This is a genomic window from Streptomyces sp. NPDC046860 (assembly GCF_040645115.1).
Lineage (GTDB): Bacteria > Actinomycetota > Actinomycetes > Streptomycetales > Streptomycetaceae > Streptomyces.
The window spans coordinates 1-22885 of the sequence record NZ_JBEYXQ010000022.1 but is presented as its reverse complement, the minus strand read 5'-3'; the positions used below and the strand labels follow the sequence as shown (position 1 = coordinate 22885).

The window sequence follows — 22885 nt, the reverse complement described above, 5'->3', positions numbered from 1 at the left end:
GCGATGTCCGTGCCCGCGATGCCCGTGCTCGCCATGCCCAGGCCGGCGAGGTCCTGACCCGCCATGCCCAGACCCGCCATGCCCGGTCCAGCAATGCCCGGCCCGGCTATGCCCGTGCTCGCCATGCCCGGCCCAGCGATGCCCGGCCCGGCCATGCCCGTGCTCGCCATGCCCGGCCCCGCCATGCCCAGGCCGGCGAGGTCCGGTCCGGTCAGGTCCGGTCCGGCGGTGGGCAGGGCCGGGGGTGCCGACTCCGCCACGCTCGGCGGGAGTTGGGCGGCCGGTGCGGGCGGGAGTGCCGCCACGGGGGCGGCCGGGGGGAGTGCGGTCGCCGTTCCCGCGTCCAGGGCCGGGGTGGACGGGCCGCCCGTCAGCTCAGCCACGGGGCGCTGCGCGGTTCCGGCGGGCAGGGCGGGCCGCTCCGGTGCGGGTGCGGGCAGGCCCAGCTCCTCGGCGGTCCAAGTGCGCTCTTCCGCAGGGGAGTTGTCGAGCATCCGGTCGGCGGGCAGGGCCGCGGGCACGATCGGGCCGAGCTTGACGCGGGCCGCGTCGAACCACTGGCGGGTCACCGCGTCCAGCGCCGGGTCCTGACGGCCGCCGGACCGCTTGGCGAGCGGGACGCCCCGCTTGCGGGTGGCCGCCGCCATCGCGCGGGTGGCGTTGTAGTTGCCCGTCGCGGTTTCAGCCCGTGCGTAGAGGGAGTCGATCCGCTGCCGAACCTCTTCGTGACTCTCCGGCGCCATGAGAGACGACTCCTTCCTCGCCCCGCGGGGCAGTCGGCACGACGCGCCCGGAAGTCGGTCGATCTCCCGTGCCGGACGCCGCTGCGGGCTCACTGGAACGGTGGAGCCGGGCGGCCTGGCGTCAACCTAGCCAACTTGTGTCACTCGTGTGAAGGTCGACGGGTGGAATGTCCGATACGTATTTGTGATGTTCGCCGCGATGTTCGGGCGGGCAGACTGTGCGCCTCCGTCGCCAACTGGACTGTGCGGAAGGGCTCGTGAGGTGCGAGGCGTCCCATATGACCCGTCCCTCTTGAGAGTTGGCCAAGAATTCCGGCCCGGCGTGAACGCGTCGGCGTCGCCCCGCGTAAGGGGGTGGGGCGCCACATGCCCCCCACCGACCACGACCCGCAGGGGACGATCTTGGAACCGAACAGGCGCAGGCGCCCGACCGGCGCACGACGCGTGACCTTCGCCGCGGTCGCGCTGATGCTCGGCGGCGGAGGCCTCGTCGCGGCGAACGTCTACGCGTCGGCCGGCGAAGGCGGCTGGGGCGGACAGGGCTCCGGCGACGGGGTGAACGCTCAGCTCAGGTCGGCCGGCATGGCCACCGTCGACTGCCCCGACGTGGGCGCGCAGTTGACCGACGTACCGGAGGCGGCCCGCGCGGACGTCGACCGCGAGCTGGCCCAGCTGGACCAGCAGATCGCGGAGGCGTACCAGCGGCTGCAGCAGTCGGCCGACGCGCTCCGGCAGGACCCCTCGGCCGCCGACAACTCCGTGATGAACCCGCTGAAGGACAAGCGGACGGCGACCCTCGGCCGTATCGCCGACGCCATCGGCCGGGCGGGGAACCGCCCGGACCAGCTCGAAGCGCTCGCCCCCTGCTCCCTGCGCCCCGCCGAGAACGCCGCGGGCGGCGAGCAGCAGGGTTCGGCCGCGCCTTCGCAGAGCGCGGGCGGGGACCAGGGCCAGAACCAGGGGCAAGGCCAGGGAGAGGGGCAGGGGCAGGGTCAGAACGGCGGCACCGGGCAGGGCGGCAACGGCCCCGTCGCGGCCGACTACACGGACATCAAGTCCGTGCAGCCCAACGCCCCGAAAGCACCCCCGGGCGGCACCTTCCGCACCGAGTGCGGGGTCAACGAGAACGGCCTGTTCAACTCGGACAACGTGATCGTGGCCCCCGGTGTCTCCAACGGCGCCCACCACTTCCACGACTACGTCGGCAACCAGTCCAACACCGCCTTCGCCAGCGACCAGGACCTGGCGAACGCCAAGACGAGCTGTGCCGACCAGGGCGACCGGTCCACGTACTACTGGCCGGTGCTGCGTCTGCAGAACGGCAAGCAGGAGCGGGACGCGGGCGCGCCGGGCGGCGGTACCGAGGGCAACGCGGGCGAGATCGTCACGCCCAAGGAGGTCACCCTGACCTTCGTCGGCAGCCCGAGCGGCCAGGTCGCCGAGATGCCGCGTCTGCTGCGCATCATCACCGGTGACGCCAAGGCGTTCGTCAACGGGCCCGCCAACGCCAACGCCTCCTGGAGCTGCACCGGGTTCGAGGACCGGCAGCTCAAGGACAAGTACCCGCTGTGCCCGTCGGGCAGCGACGTGGTCCGCAGCTTCCGCTTCCAGAGCTGCTGGGACGGCCGTAACGCCGACAGCGCCAACCACCGCACCCACGTGGCCTTCGCCGACGCCCAGGGCAACTGCCCCGGCGGCTTCAAGGCCATCCCGCAGCTCGTCCAGCGGATCGTCTACGACGTGGACGCGCCGAGCCTGGGCGACGGCGGCAAGGGCACCCCGCTGTTCGCCGTCGACTCCTTCCCGGAGCAGCAGCACAAGCCGGTCACCGACCACGGCGACTTCATCAACGTCTTCGACGAGGGCCTGATGCGGACCATGGTCGACTGCATCAACTCCGGCCGCGACTGCGGCCCCGGCGACGACGGCAAGGGCGATGGGGGCCAGGGCGGCGGCCAGGGTGACAACGGCCAGGACGACGGCGGCAAGGGTGAAGGCGGCCAGGGCGGCGGTCAGGACGACGGCGGCAAGGGCGATGACGCCACGGCGAACCCCGGCCAGAACAACGGCGGCCAGGACAACGGAAACCAGGACAACGGAAACCAGAACGACGGAGGCCAGGACAACGGCGAGCCGGCCGGGGACAGCCCGGTGAAGCCCGCCGACAGCGCCCCCGCGCAACAGCCCGCGCAACAGCCCGCGCAGTCCAACCCCGTGGAGGCCCCGCGCGACGACGCGACGACCGCACCGGCCAACACCACCAAGAACGACGGCGGCCAGGCCAAGCGGGACGACTCCGCCGCCCCGGCCACCCAGGCGGGCGGCGCGGCCCCGCAGACCGGCACGTCCGCCCCGGCGCAGGCCGGTGCCGTGACCACGCCGCCGCCCGCGGACCTGGAGCCGCAGGCGGTGGGCAACGGCGGTCTCGCCGAGACGGGTGCCAGCCTGTGGCCCGCCGCCCTCGGCGTGCTGCTGGCCGCGTCCGGTCTGGTGATGCTGCTCCGCGCCCGGCGCCTGCGGTACTGACCCTGCGCCAGGCCCGGCCCTGCCTGAGCCCCCGGCCCCCTGGAGGGACCGGGGGCTCAGTGCGCCGTACGCCGGCAGTACAGGAACAGATGCGGCTCCGGTCCGGCGTCCGGGTGGGCCGGTACGAAGGTGGCGTGCGACTCGGACAGCACCGACAGCCCCGCGTCGGCCGCCAGCCGGGCGAACTCCTCCGGCGCGAAACTGCTCACCCGGACCGGCTGTCCCATGAACTCCGTCTCCACGTCCGCCACGTCCACCGGAACCGTGGCCAGCACCGCGAGCCCGCCCGGACGCAGCGCCCGCGCCAGCGCGCCCACCACCTCGCGCTGTTCGGCCCGGCTCATCTGGAGCAGCGAGAAGTACACGCAGACGGCCTCGAAGGAGGCTTCCTCCAGGGGCAGTTCACGGATGTCGGCCACCTTGAACTCGGCGTCCGGAACCTGGCGCGCGGCCAGGTCGACCATCACCGGGGAGACGTCCACGCCGAGCACCCGGTGCCCGGCCCGTGCCAGCGCCTCCGCGGTGGGCCGGCCGGTCCCGCTGCCCACGTCCAGCACGCGGCTGCCCGGCATCAGATGGTCCACCAGCCAGCTCAGCGAGGCCAGATGCGGCCCGGAGGCGGCGAACGCCCGCTCGTACGCGAGGCCCAGCGTGTCGAAGACCACCGCCGCCGGTGCCCGCTGATCGTCCTCTGCCAAGACCGCTCCCCTCGGATGCGCCACCGGTGCCCGGCGGCGTCGTACCCATGCCCATGCCCAGACCCGCGCCTCACGACGCCCGGCGTTTGCGGACACGAGCCCCGGCAGGGCAGGGTGCGGGCGTGCCCACCTTGCTGATCGTCCATCACACCCCCTCGCCGAACTGCCAGGAGCTGCTGGAAGCCGTCGTGTCCGGTGCGACGGCACCCGAGATCGAGGGCGTCCGCGTCGTCCGTCGCGCCGCCCTCGCCGCGACCGCCTCCGACGTCCTGGCCGCCGACGGCATCCTGCTCGGCACCCCGGCGAACCTCGGCTATATGTCCGGCGCCCTGAAGCACTTCTTCGACCAGGTCTACTACCCGTGCCTGGACGAGACCCGGGGCCGCCCCTTCGGCTACTGGGTGCACGGCGGCAACGACGTGACCGGCGCCGTGCGCGCCGTCGAGGCGGTCACCACCGGCCTCGGCTGGCGGCGCGCCGCCGAGCCGGTCACCGTCACCGGGCCGCCGGCCAGGGCCGACACCGAGGCGTGCTGGGAACTGGGCGCCGTGCTCGCCGCGGGCCTGTCCGGCTGACGCCGGGGTCGCCCGTTCGGCGGTGTGCGCCGCGCCCGCCGGGATGCCCCGCCCGGCCCGGCACCGTACCGGTACGGCGCCCGCCCGCGCGGCCCGCTCCGGCCGGACGGAGGTGCGGGCGCCGGACCCCTGGCCGACGATGGAGCACGAGGCCGCGTCCCTCCGGACGCGGTCGCATCCCGTCGTACGTCGACCGAATCGAGGGAGCGTCGGATGCGAGCGGACGGCCACGCACCCGGACGGCCCGCGCCCGGCGGGCAGGACGCCGACCAGCGCACCACCGAGGAACTCCTGCGCGACGGCGCCCGTGAGGTCGCCGGCATCGCCGAGGGCGTACGCGCCGTCGCGACACGCACCGCGGACGCCCTGCTCGCGCCACCCCGCAAGGGTTCCGCCCGCCACCCCCGTACGGGACTCACCGCCCGCTGGGCGCTGCTGCGCGCCCTGACGGACCCGCGCGGCCTGGGCGCCCCCACCGGAGCGGCCCGCAGAAGACTCGCGCGGCTGCTCGGCGCACGCCGGGGCGGTGAACCCCTCGCCGCGACGACGGCCGTCACCTCGCTGCGGCTGCGCATCGCCGCGGTCCTGGCCGGCCACCCCGAACTGGCCCGCGACCCCGGCATACGCCGGCTCACCGCGGCCCTCGGTACCCGGGGCGACGGGGAGGCCGTACGCGAGCTGCGCGCCCTCTTCCTGGACCCCGGCGCCCAGCGCGCCCTGGCCGCGCTCAGCCCCGTACTGGATGAACTCCTCACGGTGCGGACCCTGTTGGACGCCGTGCCGCCCGGCGGCCCGGAACCCGTACCTGACCCCGGCGGCGGCGCCGAGGCGGTCGACCTCACCGGCGGGGAGAAACAGACCCTCGCCACCGAGGGCTCCCTGCTGGGCTTCCTCCGCAACATCGAACTCCTGGCCCCCGAGGGCCGCGTCCTGGTGCAGAACGTGCGCGGCCCCGACGGTGTCGTCCGGTACGTCGTCCAGGCGCCCGGCACCGACTCCGGCCGCCCCCGCCACGGCTCCCCCCACGACGTCGTCGGCGCCTGGCGCGAGCAGCTCGGCGCCGACTCGCCCTACACCCGCGCACTGCGCCCCGCCATCGAGGCGCACGGCATCCCGCGCGGCGCCGAACTCGCCCTCGTCGGGCACGGCGAGGGCGGCACCGCACTGCTCAACCTCGCGCGGGACGCCGGGTTCTGCCGTGCCTACCGGCTCACCCACGTCATCGCGGTCGGCTCCCCGTCCCCGGCCGGGCACCCCGCCGACCCGCGCACCTGGATCGGCCACGTCACCAACGAACACGACCTCGTCCCCGCCGCGAACCCCGCCGCCCCGCATCCCGAGCGGTACGAGGCGCGCTACACCGGGCCCACCCGCGCCTTCCCCGACTCCCACCTGCTGCGCGCGTACATCGGCCACCTGCGCACCGTCGCCCCCGAGGCGCGCCGTCACCTCGACGACGCCCTCACGCCCTACCGGGGTCCCGTGGTGCGCAGCCAGGCGTACCAGCTGAAGGACCCCGCCCGGCCGCCCGAGGGTCATCCCTTCCTCACCCTGCCCACCGCCCCGGTCCCGACCGCCACCGGCCCGGTCGGCGTGCCCGTGCGCTACCAGGACTCCGCCGCCGCCCACCTCTGCTTCCCCGTCGACACCGAGGCGGTACGGTCCCTGCTGCCCGACGTCCCCTGGATGCGGCCCAGCGGACCGGGCCGGCACACGCTCGCCGTGCTCTCGCTGTACGAGCACCGCTGCTCCACCCTCGGCTCCTACACCGAGATCGCGCTGTCCGTCCCCGTGGACGACCTCTGGCGGCCCCGCCCGGCCGACCTCGCCACCGACCTGCTGCGCCGGGCCGACCTGCGCCGCACCGGGCGCTTCGTCCTCTCCCTCGCGGTGACCAGCGAGGAGGCCCGCGTGGCGACACGCGAGATCTGGGGCCAGCCCGCCGTGCGCGCCGCCGCCGAGGTCCATCTGACCGGCCGCGGAATCCGCCTCAGCGCACCCGGACTCGGCATCGCCGTCCTCGGCCGCCTAGGCCCCGGCGTCCGCTGCCCCGAGCCGGACTGGGCGCTGTACGGCCGGCGCGGCGAGAGCACCGTACGCACCGCCGTCCGCACCTCCGCGCGCCCCCGCCTGCACGCCGGGGCCGGGGTCCGGCTCAGGCTGGACACCGCAGCGGCCGAACCGATGGCCGGGCAGCTGCGCCGGCTCGGCATCGACACCGCCCGGCCGCTGTTCGTCGTGGCCTGCCCCCAGTTCATGGTCCATCGCGCCGCGGGCGCCGTCCTCCCGCGCTGAACCTCCTCGAACCAAGCGACCGGGAGCCGCCATGGTGAGCCACTCCACCCCCGCCCAGCCGATCGCCGCCGAACTCCTCGACCGCATAGCGCTGTTGCGCACCGACGCCGAGCTGATGGACGACTACGCCCGGCGTCTGCTCGCCACCGCCGCCTCCCTGAGCGGCCGGGTCGCCGAACCCGAGTGGAGCAGACCGACCCTCGCCCGCCAGGCGGCCGCCTGCCGGACCACCGCACGCCAACTACGCGCCGCGGCCGAGGCGTTGCTGACCCAGACCGGGCCCGGCAGACCACGGCCCCGGCGGCGCCGGGCCGCACCCGTCGTGCCCCCGTCCGCCGACCGGAACTGAGCCGCGCCCGGCGTGCGGGACGGGGACGTTCGGGCATCCGGGTGGTAGCCGGTGCCGTCCTGGACCGAACGGGTCGTGGCGGCCGGAAGCCCGCGCCGCGGGTCCGCATAATCACCGCTCATGCAGCTCGTGAAGGCAGGTCAAGCGACCCGGCGCGCCCCCGTGGCCGTCACCGGACTCGGACTGGTCACCCCGGCCGGCGTCGGACGGCAGGCGGCCTGGGAGGGACTGTGCGCCGGAATCTCCACGGCCACCGCCGACCCCGGACTCGACGGGCTGCCCGTGGCGTTCTCCTGCCAGGTGCCCGATCTGGACGCCCCCCGGCTGCTCGGCCACCGGCTCAGCCGCCGCCTGGACCGCTTCACCACCTTCGCCCTGCTCGCCGCCCGTGAGGCCGTCGCCGACGCCGGGCTCGCCGCCGGCGACTGGGACGGTCCGCGCGTCGGTGTCGTGATGGGCGTCGGCACCGGCTCCATGCAGGGCTGGCAGGCCGAGTTCGACCGGCTCGCCGCCCGCGTCCCCGACCGGGTCTCCCCGCTCGCCCTGCCGCGCAGCGTGCCCAACATGGCCGCCGCCGAGATCGCCCTCGACCTCGGCGTCACCGGACCCAACCTCGTCGTCTCCACCGCGTGTGCCTCCGGCACCAGCGCCATCGGCCTCGCCCGCGACCTGCTGCTCTCCGGCGCCTGCGACCTCGTCCTGGCCGGCGGCAGCGAGTCCGCGCGGCTCCCCATGACCGCCGCCTGCTTCGCGCAGATGCGCGCCCTGTCCCGCCGCTCGTACGCCCCGCACGAGGCGTCCCGCCCCTTCGACCGCGACCGTGACGGCTTCGTCCTCGGCGAGGGCGCCGCCGTCCTCGTGCTGGAGCGCACCGCCGACGCCCGCGCCCGCACCGCCCGCCCGGCCGCCCTGGTCGCCGGATACGGCGCGTCCTGCGACGCCCACCACTTCACCTCCCCGCACCCCGAGGGCGACGGCGCCGCCCGCGCCATCCGCAGCGCGCTCGGCGACGCGGGGCTCGCCCCCGAGGACGTCGACCACGTCAACGCCCACGGCACCTCCACCCCGCAGGGCGACCTCGCCGAGAGCAACGCCCTCCACCAGGTCTTCCACCGCCCGCCCCCGGTCACCGCCGTCAAGGGCACCATCGGCCACGCCATCGGCGGCGCGGGCGCGATCGAGGCCGCCTGCACCGTGCTGACGCTGCGCCATCAGCTCGTCCCGCCCACCGCCAACCTCCACACCCTCGACCCGGCCATCGACCTCGACGTCGTCGCCAAGACCCCGCGCCCCCTCACGATGCGCGCCGCCATCAGCAGCTCCTTCGGCTTCGGCGGCCAGAACGCGGTACTGGCCCTCACGGCCGCCGAGTAGCCGACCCTCCAAGGCGGGCCGACGCAAGCGCCCGCGCCCAGCGGAAAGGTCCCACCCGTGCCGGAAGTCCCGGAAGCGCCGCAGATCACGGCGGCCGCGCAGCCGCCCGGCCGGGCGTGGTCCCGGCCCAGCGCCGAGCAGGTGCTGATCGGCGTGTTCGTCGCCGTGCCCTTCCTCGCGCTCCTCGCGGCCGGCCCGCTCGCCTGGCGGCGCGGGCTCAGCCCCACCGACCTCGGCCTCGCGGCCGCGTTCTATCTCGTCAGCGGGCTCGGCATCACGGTCGGTTTCCACCGGCACTTCACCCACGGCGCGTTCAAGGCCCGGCGCCCGTTGCGCATCGCGCTCGCCGTCGCCGGGAGCCTCGCCGTGCAGGGGCCGCTGCTCACCTGGGTCGCCGACCACCGCAAGCACCACCGCTACTCCGACCGCGACGGCGACCCCCACTCGCCCTGGCGGTACGGCCGCACCCCGCGCGCGCTCGCCAAGGGCATGTTCCACGCCCACCTCGGCTGGCTGTTCGACACCGACCACGCCCCCGCCGCGCGGTACGCGCCCGACCTGGCACGGGACCCGGCGCTGCGCCTCGTCTCACGGGGCTTCGGGGTCTTCGTCGTGCTCTCGCTGGCGCTGCCCGCGCTGCTCGGCCTGCTGCTGACCGGCACCTGGGCGGGGGCGGCGAGCGCGCTCTTCTGGGCCGGGCTGGTGCGGATCTGCCTGGTGCACCACGTCACCTGGTCCATCAACTCCATCTGCCACGCGACCGGTTCGCGGCCCTTCCGCAGCCGGGACCGTTCCGGCAACGTGTGGTGGCTGGCCCCGCTGTCCTTCGGCGAGTCCTGGCACAACCTCCACCACGCCGACCCGACCAGCGCCCGGCACGGCGTCCTCACCGGCCAGCTGGACGCCAGCGCCCGGCTGATCCGCTGGTTCGAACGCCTCGGCTGGGCCTACGACGTGCGCTGGCCCGACGCCGGCCGGGTGCGGGCCCGGCGCCTGGAGACCGGGGCGGACCCGCGGCCCCGGACGGCGCCGGGCCGGGACACCGCCGAGAGTCCCGGCCCGGCGGAGCGGATCAGCGGTTGACCGCCCGCATCCCCGCCTCGTCGTACCGCTCGCCCGAGACCTCGGGCAGCTCCGCGTCGATCTGCGCCAGTTCCTGAGGCGTCAGCTCGATGTCGACGGCGGCCGCGTTCTGCTCCAGGTAGGAGCGCCGCTTGGTGCCGGGGATCGGGACGATGTGCTCGCCCTGCGCCAGGACCCAGGCGAGCGCCAGCTGCGCCGGGGTGACGCCCTTCTGCCCGGCGATCTCCTTGACCTTGGCCGCCAGACGCAGGTTGGCCTTCAGGTGCTCGTCGGTGAAGCGGGGGCTGCTGCGGCGGTAGTCGTTCTCGTCCAGCTCGTCGGGGGAGGAGAAGCGGCCGGCGAGGAAGCCCCGGCCGAGCGGTGAGTAGGCGACGAAGCCGATGCCCAGCTCGCGGCAGGTCGGCAGCACCTCCGCCTCCACGTCCCGCGACCACAGCGAGTACTCGCTCTGCACGGCCGTGATCGGGTGCACCGCGTTGCCCCGGCGCAGGGTCTCCGCGCTCGCCTCGCTCAGCCCGATGTGCCCGATCTTGCCCTCGGCTACCAGTTCGGCCAGCGCGCCCACCGTCTCCTCGATCGGCACGTCCGGGTCGACCCGGTGCTGGTAGTACAGGTCGATGTGGTCGGTGCCGAGCCGCTGGAGCGAACCCTCCACCGAGGAGCGGACATGCTCGGCCGAGCCGTCCTGACGGCCCACGCTGGACATGTCGCCCGGTATCGCGTCGTCCATCCGGTAGTTGAACTTGGTGGCCAGCACGTAGCTGTCACGGTGGCCCCGGATCGCCTCGCCGACCAGGGACTCGTTGGTGAGCGGCCCGTACATCTGGGCCGTGTCGAGGAAGTCGATGCCCAGCTCGCGGGCGCGCCGGATGGTCTCCACGCCCTCGTCCTGGTCGGCCGTCCCGTAGAACGCGGACATTCCCATGCAGCCGAGGCCGATCGCCGACACTTGCAGATCCCGCAGACTGCGCTGTCGCATGTGGTGTTCCAGCCTTTCGCACGCGCTCGATCGTCCTTCCGGACGACTGCCGGTCCCCGGGCCGGGGACCGGGCCCCTCATCCATCTAGCGACGGATCTGGCCGCCCGGCATCCCGTGAGGGAGCCGGGCACCGGAGCATGCGCGACGCTACGAGCTGAAGCGCGCTCGAAGTCAAGTCACCCGTTCAGGCGAACGGGCAGCTCGAACAGGTCGTTCTGGGTGACCACCGGCTTGTTGCGCAGCCCGGCCGCCGGGACCGCCAGGTCCAGGTGCGGGAAACGGGCGTACAGCGCGGGCAGCGCCACGGCCGCCTCCAGCCGGGACAGCGCCGCGCCCGGGCAGACGTGCGGGCCGTGACCGAAGGAGATGTGCCGGTTCGCGGTCTCCCGCGTGATGTCGAACTCCCCGGCGCTCGGCCCGTGCGCCTCCTCGTCCCGGCCGATCGCGCCGTACGACACGATCAGCGCGTCCCCGGCCGGGATGACCGAACCGCCGACGGGGACGTCCTCGGTGGCGAAGCGGATCAGCACGTGCGAGGTCGGGGTGGACCAGCGCAGCGTCTCCTCGACCACCGCCGGCCAGTCCACCTGCCCGGACAGCACCTTCGCCCGCTGGTCCGGGTGGGTGGAGAGGTTGACGACCGCGTTGACGATCAGGGAGATCGTCGTCTCGTGGCCCGCCGCGATCATCAACTGCAGGGTGGCGACGATCTCCTCGTCCGTGAGGTGGTCGCCGTCCGCCGAGGCGAGGATCAGCGCGCTGGTGAGATCGTCGCCCGGCTCGGCCCGCTTGGCCTCGACGGTCGCCGCCATGATCCCGGCCAGCTCGGTCAGGGTGGCGACGACCTCGGCGGGCGGGGTCTGGGTGGAGAAGAACTTCTCGAACAGCACCTGCAGCCGGGGCAGTGACGCCTCGTCGATGCCCATCAGCTCGGCCACCACGTACATGGGCAGCGGGTAGGCGAAGGCCGCCTTCAGGTCCACCACCTCGTCCCCGGCGGGCAGCGCGTCCAGCAGGTCGCGGGTGAGCTTCTCGATCCGCTCCCGCATCAGCTCCACCCGGCGCGGGGTGAGGGCCTGCGCGACCAGCGTGCGCATCCTGCGGTGGTCCGCGCCGTCCACGGTGAGCATCGAGCGGCCGGGGTTGGCCAGCCCGATCAGCGGCCAGTCGGCCGGTATCTCGCCGCGCCGCCAGGCGCCCCACACGTTGATGTCCTTCACCAGGCGCGGATCGGTCAGCAGCGCCTTGGCCTCGGCGTGCCGGGTGACGGCCCAGACGGGCACCCCGCCGGGCAGCTCCACCGCGGCGAGCGGTCCGGCCGCGCGCAGGGCCGCGCTCTCACCGTCCAGATCCGTGACGAAGGGGTCGAGGGCGATACGGGACATACCGGTACCGGTGGTCATCGTGACGTGCCTCCCAGGGCAGGGGTCGGGGTGAACCGCACGGGCAGCTCGGTCAGCCCGCGCAGCCAGGGCGAGGGCCGGCGTGTGAGGGACCCGGCGGGCACCGCCAGGTCGATGTCCGGCAGCCGGTCGAGGACGACCTCGATGCCGGTGCGCGCGATCACCTCGGCGATCTCCTGCGCCGGGAACGGGCAGCGGTGCTCGCCGTGCCCGAAGGAGAAGTGCGCGTTGTTGCCGCCGGTGAGCGCGGAGGCGTCGGTACGGACCTGCGGGTCGGAGTTGGCGCCCTGGAGACCGAGCAGCAGCAGGTCACCGGCGCGCACCCGGCGCCCGCCGAGGTGGGTGTCGCGCGCGGCCCAGCGGCCCGCGACGTTCTGCGTGGGGGTGTCCTCCCACAGCACCTCGTTCATCGCCTCCGCGACGCTGTTGCGGCCGCCGAACAGGGAGGCGGCGAACCGGTCGTCGGTCAGCATCAGCCGCAGGGAGTTGCCGATCCAGTCGGCGGTCGGCTGGTGACCGGCCGCCATCATCACCATCAGGTCCTGGACGATCTCCTCGTCGGTGAACCCGCCGTCGTCCGCCAGCATCCGGGAGACCACGTCGTCCGCGGGCTTCCCGGCACGGTCGGCGACCAGCCGGGCCATGGCGGAGGCGAGGTGGGACTGCCCGGCCAGCGCCCGCTCGCGGCCGTCGATCATGTCGTTGAGCGCGGTGACCAGGCCCGGTCCCTCGTCGTCCGGGAAGCCGTACAGGCGCGCGAGGACGCGGACCGGGAGCAGCGCCGAGTACTGGGTGATCAGGTCGGCCTCGCCGGCCGGGCAGACGGCGTCGATCAGCTGGTCCGCGAACCGCTCGGCCTGGCGCCTGAGTTCGAAGGGGTCGACCGACTCCAGCGCGTCGCTGATCATCGCGGCGCGCTGCCGGTGCCGCTCCCCGACCGTGTAGAGGATCGAGGGCTGGCGGTGCCCGATCATCGGCAGCAGCGGCCAGTCCCCGGGGACGTTCTCCCACTGGTTCCACAGCTCGGAGTCCCGGCTGAACAGCACCGGATCGCCGGTCACCTGGTGCAGCTCGCGGTAGCCCACCACCAGCCACGCCGGTATGCCGCCGTCCAGCTCCACCGGCACCACGGAGCCGTGGTCGCGCCGCAACTCCCGGTAGAGGCGGGCGGGATCGGTGCGGAAGCGGGGTCCCGCCAGCGGTACGGCCTCGGACATCACACCAGCTCCCCTCGGAGACCGGCCCCGGCGTCGTCCGTGTACAGGGACCGCACATGGCCGACCAGGTTGATCAGGACGTCCTTCGCCGACTCGCGGGAGCGGGCGTCGCAGTCGATGAGCGGCACGTGCGGGTCGAGGTCCAGGGCCGCGCGCACGTCGTCGCCCGCGCGCCGTCCGCCGAAGTCGTTGCAGGCCACGATGAACGGCGTGCCGTGCCGCTCCAGCCGGTCGATGGCGTACCAGGAGTCCTCGATCCGGCGGGTGTCGACCAGGACGACCGCGCCGAGCGTGCCGGAGAACAGCCGGTCCCACAGGAACCAGAACCGCTCCTGGCCGGGCGCCCCGAACAGGTACAGCACGTTGCGCGCGTCCAGCGTGACCCGGCCGAAGTCGAAGGCGACGGTGGTGGCCGACTTGCCGCCCACGAGGGCGAGATCGTCCACCGACTCGCCCGCCAGGGTCATCGTCTCCTCGGTGTTCAGGGGCCGGATCTCACTGACCGAGCGGACCAGCGTGGTCTTGCCGACGCCGAAACCGCCCACGACGACGATCTTCAGACCGTTGTCCGCGGAGGCACCCAGCGGGGTGCGCGCGTCAGAGATTGCGGAGTCCAACGAGCACCTGCTCCAGGATGTCGGGGTCGGTGATGGCGGGGCGGTGCGGATGGCGGGCGCTGACATGGCCGCTGGCCAGGAGGTCGGACAGCAGCACCTTGGTGATGCTGACGGGCAGGCGCAGCTCGGCGGCGATCTCCACCACGGAGGTGGGGAACTCCGCCAGCCGCAGGATGGCCACATGCTCGGACTGCATGCCGGTGGCCGCCGCCGACTCGGCGACGATCAGCGTGACCAGGTCCAGCGGGCTGCCGTCGCCGGTCCCGAGCCGTCCCCGCGTGAGCGTGTAGAGACGGTCGGGAGCGTCGTCCCTGCCCGGTCTGCTCACGAGGCGCGAGGCGGTGCGGTCAGGTGCTCGCCGAGCTGTTCCACCAGTTCGCTCATCGTGTGGCCGACCACTCCGGGGTCGGCGTCGTCGCTGGTCACCACGGCCAGGTGGGCGCCCTCGCCCGCCTCGACGATGAACAGCACACCGCCGTAGAACTCGGCCATCGCCGAGCGGACGCCGCCGCTGCCGTCGCCGAACTCCACGGAGGCGCCGTGGGACAGCGACTGGATGCCCGCGGCGATCGCGGCGAGCTGGTCCGCCTGGTCGACGGACAACTCGGGGGTGCGGCACAGCTTGAGGCCGTCACGGGAGAGGACGAGCGCGTGCCGGGCGCCCGGGGTCTTCTCCAGCAGGCCCTCCAGGAGCCAGGTGAGCGTGTCGTCGGCGGTGGTCGTGCCGGTCATGGAGTGGGGTCGCCTTCCAGGTGCGTGTGCGGTTGCGTGGGGGGAGGGGTTTCGGCGGGATCGCCGGCGGGGCCGGCCTTCGGCGGCTGCGCGGGCCGGGTCCGCGGTACCTCGTCCCCGGCCTTCTCGCCGGGCCGGACGGCCTGGCGGAAACTGCTGAACCGGGCCGCGCGCAGCTTGGCCTCGGCGGGGTCGGCTGCGGACCCGCGGGTGCCGCCCCGCGAGGCGGACCGGGAGCGCTCGGCCTCGGCCAGCGTGCGGCCGCGACGCCGCCTGGGCAGCCCGTCGGCCTCATCGGCGGCCGGGGCGGCGGGCGCCGGGGGCTTTCGGACCGGGGCGGCGGCGGGCTTCGGAGCGGGCGCCGGGGCGACCCGGGGCGCGGGTTCCGGGCCGGTCAGGATCTCCTGCGGTACGAGCATCAGCACACCGGTGCCGCCGCGCGCCGAGGGCCGGAACGACACCTTCAGCCCGTACTTGTGGGCCAGCCTGCCGACCACGGCGAGGCCGAGCCGGGTACCGGTCAGACCGCCCAGCCCGGACACGTCACCGGTCACCGCCTTCTCGGCGCGGCGCAGTTGGACGTCGCCCATCACCAGGCCGCTGTCCTCCACGGAGATGATGACGCCGGCCGGGACCCCCTCCACGTAGACGTGGACCTCGGCGGTGGGCGGGGAGAAGTTCGTGGCGTTGTCGAGGAGTTCGGCGAGCGCGTGCATCACGCCCTCGGCCGCGTGCCCGGCGACGGCGGAGTCGCTGACGGAGTGCACCCGCACCCTCTGGTAGCCGCCGATCCGGCCCATGGCGCCGCGCAGGATGGACTCCATGGCGATGGGCCGCGCCCAGCGCCGCCCCGAACGCGCCCCGGTGAGCACGGCGACGGAGTCCGCGAGCCGTCCGGCCTGCGCGGTGCGGTGGTCCAGGTGCAGCAGGTCGGCGAGGACCTCCTCGTCCCCGTGCCGCTCCTCCATCGCCCGCAGGTCGGCCAGCGTGGCCGTGGCCAGCGCCTGCATGCGCCCCGCCGCGTTGGAGGTGGCCGAGACGGCGGCGGCGCGTTCGCGCCGGGCCCGCTCCAGGTCGGCGGACAGCCGGTGCACCTCGTGCCGCAGTTCTTCCAGTTCCCGCGCGCCGTCCTTCTCCAGCCGCACCCGCTCGGTGCTGAACTCCTGGCGCTGGGCGGAGAGTTCGTCGATGAGCCGCTGCTGCTCCCGGCGTGTCTCCTCGGTCGCGGACGTCCGCTCCCGCTCCAGGCGTGCCACGTCGGCCAGCGCGGCGTCCAGCCGGTGCCGGGCGCGGCGGGCGGTGTCCCGGGCCCGGACGGTCACGGCCACCGCGGCGCAGAGCGCGACCCCCGCCGCGGCCCCGGCCCACACGAGCACCGTGCGCGCCGCCTCGGGGGCGGCCGCCGCGGCCGCGCCGAGCGCCGTCGCCCACACGGCGGCGGTCGCGACGAGGGCGACGGCGGGCGTACGGAGGGCGTGGCGGTCGTCGCCGTCAGGCGTGGGCGCGGTCATCGGTCCGGTCTGGTCCTCGCGGCAATCGGGGGCGGTCGGGAGACGAGAATCACCGACTTCGGTGAACCGGCGGTCACTATACGAGAGTTGATGATCAAAGTGGAAAGAAAGCAGCGGCCTTCCATGAAGTGGACGTTCAAAACGTCGCTTTGGCCGTGAACCGGGCTCTGTTCGCGGGTGAGGCGAAACGGTGGATCTCACCCCGCGCTCCCCGGGCGGGCCGGGCCGTCCCCGCCGGGCGGCTCACCCCGACGCGGGGCGGCGTTCACCTGTCCGGCGGTGGCGCGGCACGCTCCCGCGGGTTCACCCCGACAGTCGGACGGGGGATGCCGGAGCCCGTCGCGCCGCCCGGCCCGCCGGGGGCGAGCGCCTGCCCACGGGACGCGGCCGCGTCAATGTGATGGTTTTCGCACTTCGGCCCGGGGACACACCCCCTAGTGTTTCCGCGAAGTACGGGGGCACTACGTGGCTGACACCATGGCGTTCGTCGCCGGCAGGCTGAAGGGAATCCCAGATGTTCCGCAAGGTGCTGGTAGCCAACCGCGGGGAGATCGCCATCCGCGCTTTCCGGGCGGGCTACGAACTCGGCGCGCGCACGGTGGCCGTCTTCCCCCATGAGGACCGCAACTCGCTGCACCGGCTCAAGGCCGACGAGGCGTACGAGATCGGCGAACCCGGACACCCCGTCCGCGCCTATCTCTCCGTCGACGAGATCGTGACCGCCGCCCGCCGCGCCGGGGCCGACGCCGTGTACCCCGGCTACGGCTTCCTCTCGGAGAACCCCGACCTGGCCCGCGCCTGCGAGGAGGCCGGGATCACCTTCGTCGGCCCCAGCGCCGACACCCTCGAACTCACCGGCAACAAGGCCAGCGCCGTCGCCGCCGCACGCGCGGCCGGGGTGCCCGTGCTCGGCTCGTCCGCGCCCTCCAATGACGTGGACGAACTGGTCCGCGCCGCCGACGACATCGGCTTCCCCGTCTTCGTGAAGGCCGTCGCGGGCGGTGGCGGCCGGGGCATGCGCCGCGTCGAGGAGCCCGCCCAGCTCCGCGAGTCCATCGAGGCCGCCTCCCGCGAGGCCGCGTCCGCCTTCGGCGACCCGACCGTCTTCTTGGAGAAGGCCGTCGTGGACCCCCGCCACATCGAGGTGCAGATCCTCGCCGACGGCGAGGGCAACGTGATCCACCTCTACGAACGCGACTGCTCGCTCCAGCGCCGCCACCAGAAGGTCATCGAGCTGGCGCCCGCGCCCAACCTCGATCCCGGGCTGCGGGACCGGATCTGCGCCGACGCCGTGCGCTTCGCCCGCGAGATCGGCTACCGCAACGCGGGCACCGTGGAGTTCCTCCTCGACCGCGACGGCAACCACGTCTTCATCGAGATGAACCCCCGCATCCAGGTCGAGCACACGGTCACCGAGGAGGTCACCGACGTCGACCTCGTCCAGGCCCAGATGCGCATCGCCGGCGGCGAGACGCTCGCCGACCTCGGCCTCTCCCAGGACCGGATCACCCTGCGCGGCGCCGCCCTGCAGTGCCGGATCACCACCGAGGACCCCGCCAACGGCTTCCGCCCGGACACCGGCCTGATCAGCGCCTACCGCTCACCGGGCGGCTCCGGCATCCGGCTCGACGGCGGCACCACCCACGCCGGCACCGAGATCAGCGCCCACTTCGACTCCATGCTGGTCAAGCTCACCTGCCGGGGGCGCGACTTCCAGGCCGCCGTCGGCCGCGCCCGGCGCGCGGTGGCGGAGTTCCGCATCCGGGGCGTGGCCACCAACATCCCCTTCCTGCAGGCCGTGCTGGACGACCCCGACTTCCGCGCCGGACGCGTCACCACCTCCTTCATCGAGGAGCGCCCGTACCTGCTGACGTCCCGCCACTCGGCCGACCGGGGCACGAAGCTGCTCACCTACCTCGCCGACGTCACCGTCAACAAGCCGCACGGCGAGCGCCCCGAACTCCTCGACCCCGTCACCAAGCTGCCCGCGCTCCCGGCGGGCGAGCCCCCGGCCGGCTCCCGGCAGCGCCTGGTCCACCTCGGCCCCGAGGGCTTCGCCCGCGAACTGCGCGAGTCCCCGGCGCTCGGCGTCACCGACACCACCTTCCGCGACGCCCACCAGTCCCTGCTGGCCACCCGCGTGCGCACCAAGGACCTGCTCGCGGTCGCCCCCGCCGTCGCCCGCACCCTGCCCGAACTGCTCTCCCTGGAGTGCTGGGGCGGCGCCACCTACGACGTGGCCCTGCGCTTCCTCGCCGAGGACCCCTGGGAGCGGCTTGCGGCGCTGCGCGAGGCGGTGCCCAACATCTGCCTCCAGATGCTGCTGCGCGGCCGCAACACCGTCGGCTACACCCCGTACCCCACCGAGGTCACCGACGCCTTCGTACGGGAGGCCGCCGCCACCGGCGTCGACATCTTCCGCATCTTCGACGCGCTCAACGACGTGGACCAGATGCGCCCCGCCATCGACGCCGTGCGCGGCACCGGCACCGCGGTCGCCGAGGTCGCCCTGTGCTACACCGCCGACCTCAGCGACCCCGCCGAGCGGCTCTACACCCTCGACTACTACCTGCGGCTGGCCGAGCGCATCGTCGAGGCCGGCGCCCATGTCATCGCCGTCAAGGACATGGCGGGTCTGCTGCGCGCCCCGGCCGCCGCGAAGCTGGTCACCGCGCTGCGCGCCGAGTTCGGGCTGCCGGTGCACCTGCACACGCACGACACCGCGGGCGGCCAGCTCGCGACCTACCTGGCCGCGATCCAGGCGGGCGTCGACGCGGTGGACGGAGCGGTCGCCTCGATGGCCGGGACGACCTCCCAGCCCTCGCTCTCGGCGCTGGTCGCCGCCACCGACCACTCCGAGCGCCCCACCGGGCTCGACCTGCGGGCGGTCGAGGAGCTGGAGCCGTACTGGGAGAGCGTGCGCAAGGTCTACGCCCCCTTCGAGGCGGGCCTCGCCTCGCCGACCGGCCGCGTCTACCACCACGAGATCCCCGGCGGCCAGCTCTCCAACCTGCGCACGCAGGCCGTCGCGCTCGGCCTCGGCGACCGCTTCGAGGAGATCGAGGCGATGTACGAGGCCGCCGACCGCATCCTCGGCCGCCTGGTCAAGGTCACCCCGTCCTCCAAGGTGGTCGGCGACCTCGCCCTGCACCTGGTCGGCGCGGGCGTGTCCCCGGCGGACTTCGAGGCCGACCCGGACCGCTTCGACATCCCGGACTCGGTGATCGGCTTCCTCCGCGGCGAGCTGGGCACCCCGCCCGGCGGCTGGCCGGAGCCGTTCCGCACCAAGGCGCTGCGCGGCCGCGCCGAGGCCAAGCCGGTGCGGGAGCTGTCCGCCGAGGACCGCGAGGGGCTGGAGAAGGACCCGAGGCCCACCCTGAACCGGCTGCTGTTCCCCGGCCCGACCGGCGAGTTCGACAGCCACCGGCAGGCGTACGGCGACACCGGCGTCCTGGACAGCAAGTCCTTCTTCTACGGCCTGCGCCCGGCCAAGGAGTACGCCGTCGACCTGGAGCCCGGCGTGCGCCTGCTGATCGAGCTGCAGGCGGTCGGCGAGGCGGACGAGCGCGGCATGCGCACGGTGATGTCCACCCTCAACGGTCAGCTCCGGCCCATCCAGGTACGCGACCGCTCGGCCGCCACCGACGTGCCGGTGACGGAGAAGGCCGACCGCTCGAACCCGGGCCATGTCGCGGCGCCGTTCGCCGGGGTGGTGACGCTCGCGGTGGAGGAGGGCGCCGAGGTGGCGGCCGGGGAGACCGTGGCCACCATCGAGGCGATGAAGATGGAGGCCACGATCACGGCGCCGAAGGCGGGCCGGGTGTCCCGGCTGGCGATCAACCGCATTCAGCAGGTGGAGGGCGGAGACCTGCTGGTCGAGCTGGCCTGAGGCCGCCCGCGCCGGCTCCGGCCCCGCTCACGGGGGCCGGAGCCGGCGCGCGGGCGGGATCAGTCCCAGAGCGGGTAGACCATGGTCTGCGTGAAGCCCTTCGGGCGCGCGTCGTCGTACGTCACGCTCATCCGGGTGTAGCGCTGGACGTCCGGGTTCTTCTTCCACGCGGCCGGGCGGTCGAGGCGCACGGTCACGTGGTACGAGCGGAAGACGCCCTTGGCGCAGTACGGGTCGCAGTCGTTGACCAGGTTCACACCCTCGGCCACCGCGGACTCCGAGTCCCACTTGACCCACTTGAGCCCGTCGAGCCTGCTGTTGCCGTCGCCGCAGGCCAGGATGAACTCGGCCGGGCGCACGTCCTTCTTCCACTGGCAGTCGACGAGCACGGGTGCCGTCCGGTCGCGCGGCTGCTGGGGGGCCGTCGGCGGGCTGGCCGACGCCGTCGTCATCGCCGCGGTGAGCAGTGCTCCCGCGGCCAGGGTGACCGTCGTTCCCACCAGTGATCCGCGCATGGCCGCTCCCACCTGTCGTGCTGTGTCCGACCGTGTGCCGACGCTACGACCGATCGCCCGGATGCACCACTCGCGCAGGTGGGAGCGTGTGGGTCAGCCGTGCTGGACGGTCAGCCCGTAGAACGCGACGCGGGCGCCCCTGGTGGTGGAGTCCGAGGACGACTGGTTGTAGGACCCGGCCTTGAAGTACTGCCGGTACGGCTTGAAGGACGCGGGGATGCCGTAGCGCGTGGTGCTGCCGTCGACGGTCAGCTCGATGGTGTTCCCTCCGGTCACGGCGATGCTGTACGTCCAGGTCTTGCCGACCGGCACCTGGCCCACGGTGTGCGGGGTCTGGCCGCCGGAGGGGGAGTTCTCGGTGCCCAGGACGATCTCGCCGTCCGCGTGGTAGTAGAGCTCCAGCAGCGGCTTGGTGGAGGAGCCGCCGGAGCCGAGGTGGATCTGTCCGACGCAGACGTTCTTGGTCACCGACACCACCCGCAGGGTCGCGTTCATCCGGTGCGTCCCGTCCAGCGCCCAGTCGGCCGCTTTGCCGTCGCGGTTCATCTCGCGCAGCTCGGACCGGGCGTAGTTCGAGTTCGGTGTGGTGACGCCCTTCTCGGGCGCCCAGAACGTCATCGCGCCGTCACGGGTGTCGGTGTAGAAGTACGCGTCCTGGTAGCCGTTCTCGCCGCGCAGCCGGGACGAGGAGACCGTGGTGGGGGAACCGGGGGAGCCGACCGGTTCCTGGAGCTGCCAGACCGACAGGTCGAAGTTGCCGCCGGGCGCCTTGTGCGGGTCGGCCGCGTGCGCGGTGCCGCCGAGCGCGCCGAGAGTGAGGGCGAGGCTTGCGGCCGCCGCCGTGAGAAGCCGGGAACGGAGCATGTGGGGGGTCCTTCCGCCGGGCCGAGTGCGTTCAGCATGATGAACGCTGAACGCATCCTTGGACGTCGATGACCCGTGAAGCTAAAGGTCCGGTCCAACCCCGTCAAGAGATGCGGCACGGCCCGAGGTCTCGTCAGGGGCGGCACCACTTGGGACGATGGGCGCAAACGGACGGGTCGATCTGCGCGGAACCGTGGCGGAGCGTCCGCCTTCTGGGGCACCCTTGACGCTGTGCGTACTGTTTCGCCACGTTTGAGCGGCGGTGCGCGCCACGGGGAGCGATCACACGAAGGGCGGGGCGAACTGCGGTGGAGATCACCATTCACAGACCCGGCGAACTGACGTCCGCGCTGCGCGGGGCCTGGCACCGGGCGATGGACGAATCACCCGAGTACGCCAACCCCTTCCTCGCACCGGAGTTCGCCATCGGAGTGGGCCGCCATCGCGGCGGCGTGCGCGTCGCCGTGCTGCGCGAGGGCGGCGAGCCGGTCGGCTTCCTCCCCTACGAGCGGGGGCCGTTGGGCACCGGCCGGGCCATCGGGCTCGGGCTCTCCGACTGTCAGGCCCTCGTGCACCGGCCCGGCGTCACCTGGGACGCCGCCGAACTGCTGCGCGCCTGCGGGCTCAGCATCTTCGAGTTCGACCATCTCGTGCAGGAGCAGCGGCCGTTCGCCCCGCACCTCACCGGCACCTTCGCCTCCCCGGTCATCGACGTGAAGCCCGGCGACGGCACCTACGCGGAGTGGCTGCGCGCCACCTACCCGGGGCTCGCCAAGACCACCCTGAAGAAGGAGCGCAGGCTCGGCCGCGACATCGGCGAGGTGCGCTTCGTCTTCGACGAGCGCGACCCGGAGATGCTGCGCACCCTGATGCGCTGGAAGTCGGCGCAGTACCGCCGCACCGGCCGCATGGACCGCTTCTCGCGCCCCTGGATCGTGGACCTGGTGAACCACCTCTTCCATGTCCGCGAGGAGCACTTCACCGGGGTCCTGTCCGTGCTGTACGCGGGCGACCGCCCCGTCGCCGCCCACTTCGGGCCCCGCTCCAGCACCGTCCTGGCCGCCTGGTTCACCGCGTACGACCCCGAACTGCACTACTACTCACCGGGGTTGATGATGCACCTGCGCACGGCCGAGGGGGCCGCCCGAGGCGGGGTCACCCTGGTGGACCTCGGCCGGGGCGACAAGGAGTACAAGGACTGGCTCAAGACCCGCGAACTGCGGGTCGGGGAGGGCTTCGCGTCCCGCCCCCACCCCGTGTCCATGGCCCAGCGGGTGTGGCGCCGGCCGGTGCGCGGACTGCGCAACACCGTGCTGGCCCACCCCCAACTGCTGGCGCCCGCCGATCGGTTGCTGAAGACGGTCGGTCAACTGCGCACCCAGGGGCGGCCGGGCCGCTGACCTCGTCGGGGGGGGGGGGGGGGGGGGGCCCGCCGGGGGGCCCCCCCCCCCCCCCCCGCCGGCGGGGCGCCCGCGCGGGGGGCGGACGGGGAGGGGGGGGGAACGATTTGTGAA

General features: G+C 73.8%; 18 protein-coding genes. 8 read left to right on the top strand and 10 right to left on the bottom strand.

What is annotated here, in order from left to right:
* Positions 1 to 1211 precede the first annotated feature (1211 nt).
* Complete coding sequence (locus ABZ898_RS25485) at positions 1212 to 3269, top strand: DUF1996 domain-containing protein (RefSeq protein ID WP_361663436.1); 2058 nt, start codon at positions 1212 to 1214, stop codon at positions 3267 to 3269.
* 56 nt (positions 3270 to 3325) lie between these two features.
* Here the strand turns inward: ABZ898_RS25485 and ABZ898_RS25480 are convergent, their stop codons facing one another.
* Positions 3326 to 3967, bottom strand: coding sequence for a class I SAM-dependent methyltransferase (locus ABZ898_RS25480; RefSeq protein ID WP_361663275.1), 642 nt, complete (start codon positions 3965 to 3967; stop codon positions 3326 to 3328).
* 122 nt (positions 3968 to 4089) lie between these two features.
* Here ABZ898_RS25480 and ABZ898_RS25475 point away from each other — a divergent pair, with 122 nt between their 5' ends.
* The 5 genes from ABZ898_RS25475 (at position 4090) to ABZ898_RS25455 (ending at position 9643) form a co-directional block, all read left to right on the top strand.
* Complete coding sequence (locus ABZ898_RS25475; RefSeq protein WP_361663272.1) at positions 4090 to 4542, top strand: NAD(P)H-dependent oxidoreductase; 453 nt, start codon at positions 4090 to 4092, stop codon at positions 4540 to 4542.
* Positions 4543 to 4755: 213 nt separating this feature from the next.
* The gene (locus ABZ898_RS25470) at positions 4756 to 6837 is read left to right on the top strand and encodes an acetoacetate decarboxylase family protein (RefSeq protein WP_361663270.1); all 2082 of its coding nucleotides are present in this window, start codon (positions 4756 to 4758) and stop codon (positions 6835 to 6837) included.
* 31 nt (positions 6838 to 6868) lie between these two features.
* A complete protein-coding gene (locus ABZ898_RS25465; protein ID WP_361663267.1) occupies positions 6869 to 7186 on the top strand; it encodes a hypothetical protein in 318 nt (105 codons plus the stop codon).
* Positions 7187 to 7306: 120 nt separating this feature from the next.
* Positions 7307 to 8560, top strand: coding sequence for a beta-ketoacyl-[acyl-carrier-protein] synthase family protein (locus tag ABZ898_RS25460; RefSeq protein WP_361663264.1), 1254 nt, complete (start codon positions 7307 to 7309; stop codon positions 8558 to 8560).
* Between the two features lie 84 nt (positions 8561 to 8644).
* Positions 8645 to 9643 carry an acyl-CoA desaturase gene (locus ABZ898_RS25455; protein ID WP_361663433.1) on the top strand — a complete coding sequence of 333 codons (999 nt, stop codon included), beginning with the start codon at positions 8645 to 8647 and terminating at the stop codon, positions 9641 to 9643.
* On the opposite strand, the gene ABZ898_RS25450 is transcribed toward ABZ898_RS25455, so the two are convergent.
* The 7 genes from ABZ898_RS25450 to ABZ898_RS25420 all read right to left on the bottom strand — a co-directional run bounded on the left by ABZ898_RS25450 (position 9633) and on the right by ABZ898_RS25420 (position 16103).
* Positions 9633 to 10622, bottom strand: coding sequence for an aldo/keto reductase (locus ABZ898_RS25450; RefSeq protein WP_361663261.1), 990 nt, complete (start codon positions 10620 to 10622; stop codon positions 9633 to 9635). The two genes, ABZ898_RS25455 and ABZ898_RS25450, sit on opposite strands and share 11 nt — an antisense overlap.
* 177 nt (positions 10623 to 10799) lie before the next feature.
* On the bottom strand, positions 10800 to 12026 hold the full coding sequence (locus ABZ898_RS25445) for a cytochrome P450 (RefSeq protein WP_361663258.1): 1227 nt from the start codon (positions 12024 to 12026) through the stop codon (positions 10800 to 10802).
* Complete coding sequence (locus ABZ898_RS25440) at positions 12023 to 13243, bottom strand: cytochrome P450 (protein ID WP_361663255.1); 1221 nt, start codon at positions 13241 to 13243, stop codon at positions 12023 to 12025. Before ABZ898_RS25440 ends, ABZ898_RS25445 begins: the two co-directional genes overlap by 4 nt.
* The gene (locus ABZ898_RS25435; protein ID WP_361663252.1) at positions 13243 to 13860 is read right to left on the bottom strand and encodes an ATP/GTP-binding protein; all 618 of its coding nucleotides are present in this window, start codon (positions 13858 to 13860) and stop codon (positions 13243 to 13245) included. Before ABZ898_RS25435 ends, ABZ898_RS25440 begins: the two co-directional genes overlap by 1 nt.
* Positions 13841 to 14188: a DUF742 domain-containing protein gene (locus tag ABZ898_RS25430; protein WP_361663249.1), complete on the bottom strand. Its 348-nt coding sequence runs from the start codon at positions 14186 to 14188 to the stop codon at positions 13841 to 13843. The genes ABZ898_RS25435 and ABZ898_RS25430 overlap by 20 nt, the downstream gene beginning before the upstream one ends.
* Positions 14185 to 14592 carry a roadblock/LC7 domain-containing protein gene (locus tag ABZ898_RS25425; protein WP_361663247.1) on the bottom strand — a complete coding sequence of 136 codons (408 nt, stop codon included), beginning with the start codon at positions 14590 to 14592 and terminating at the stop codon, positions 14185 to 14187. The genes ABZ898_RS25430 and ABZ898_RS25425 overlap by 4 nt, the downstream gene beginning before the upstream one ends.
* Entirely contained in the window at positions 14589 to 16103 is a 1515-nt protein-coding gene (locus tag ABZ898_RS25420; protein ID WP_361663244.1) for an ATP-binding protein, read from the bottom strand. The genes ABZ898_RS25425 and ABZ898_RS25420 overlap by 4 nt, the downstream gene beginning before the upstream one ends.
* Positions 16104 to 16617: 514 nt before the next feature.
* On the opposite strand from ABZ898_RS25420, the gene ABZ898_RS25415 reads away from it, so the two are divergent.
* Complete coding sequence (locus ABZ898_RS25415) at positions 16618 to 19992, top strand: pyruvate carboxylase (RefSeq protein ID WP_361663241.1); 3375 nt, start codon at positions 16618 to 16620, stop codon at positions 19990 to 19992.
* Positions 19993 to 20051: 59 nt separating this feature from the next.
* On the opposite strand, the gene ABZ898_RS25410 is transcribed toward ABZ898_RS25415, so the two are convergent.
* Positions 20052 to 20507 (bottom strand): hypothetical protein, encoded by a 456-nt coding sequence (locus ABZ898_RS25410; protein WP_361663238.1) that lies wholly within the window; start codon positions 20505 to 20507, stop codon positions 20052 to 20054.
* 93 nt (positions 20508 to 20600) lie between these two features.
* Positions 20601 to 21371: a polysaccharide lyase family 7 protein gene (locus tag ABZ898_RS25405; protein WP_361663235.1), complete on the bottom strand. Its 771-nt coding sequence runs from the start codon at positions 21369 to 21371 to the stop codon at positions 20601 to 20603.
* Positions 21372 to 21679: 308 nt separating this feature from the next.
* On the opposite strand from ABZ898_RS25405, the gene ABZ898_RS25400 reads away from it, so the two are divergent.
* On the top strand, positions 21680 to 22771 hold the full coding sequence (locus ABZ898_RS25400; RefSeq protein ID WP_361663233.1) for a GNAT family N-acetyltransferase: 1092 nt from the start codon (positions 21680 to 21682) through the stop codon (positions 22769 to 22771).
* Positions 22772 to 22885: the final 114 nt, after the last annotated feature.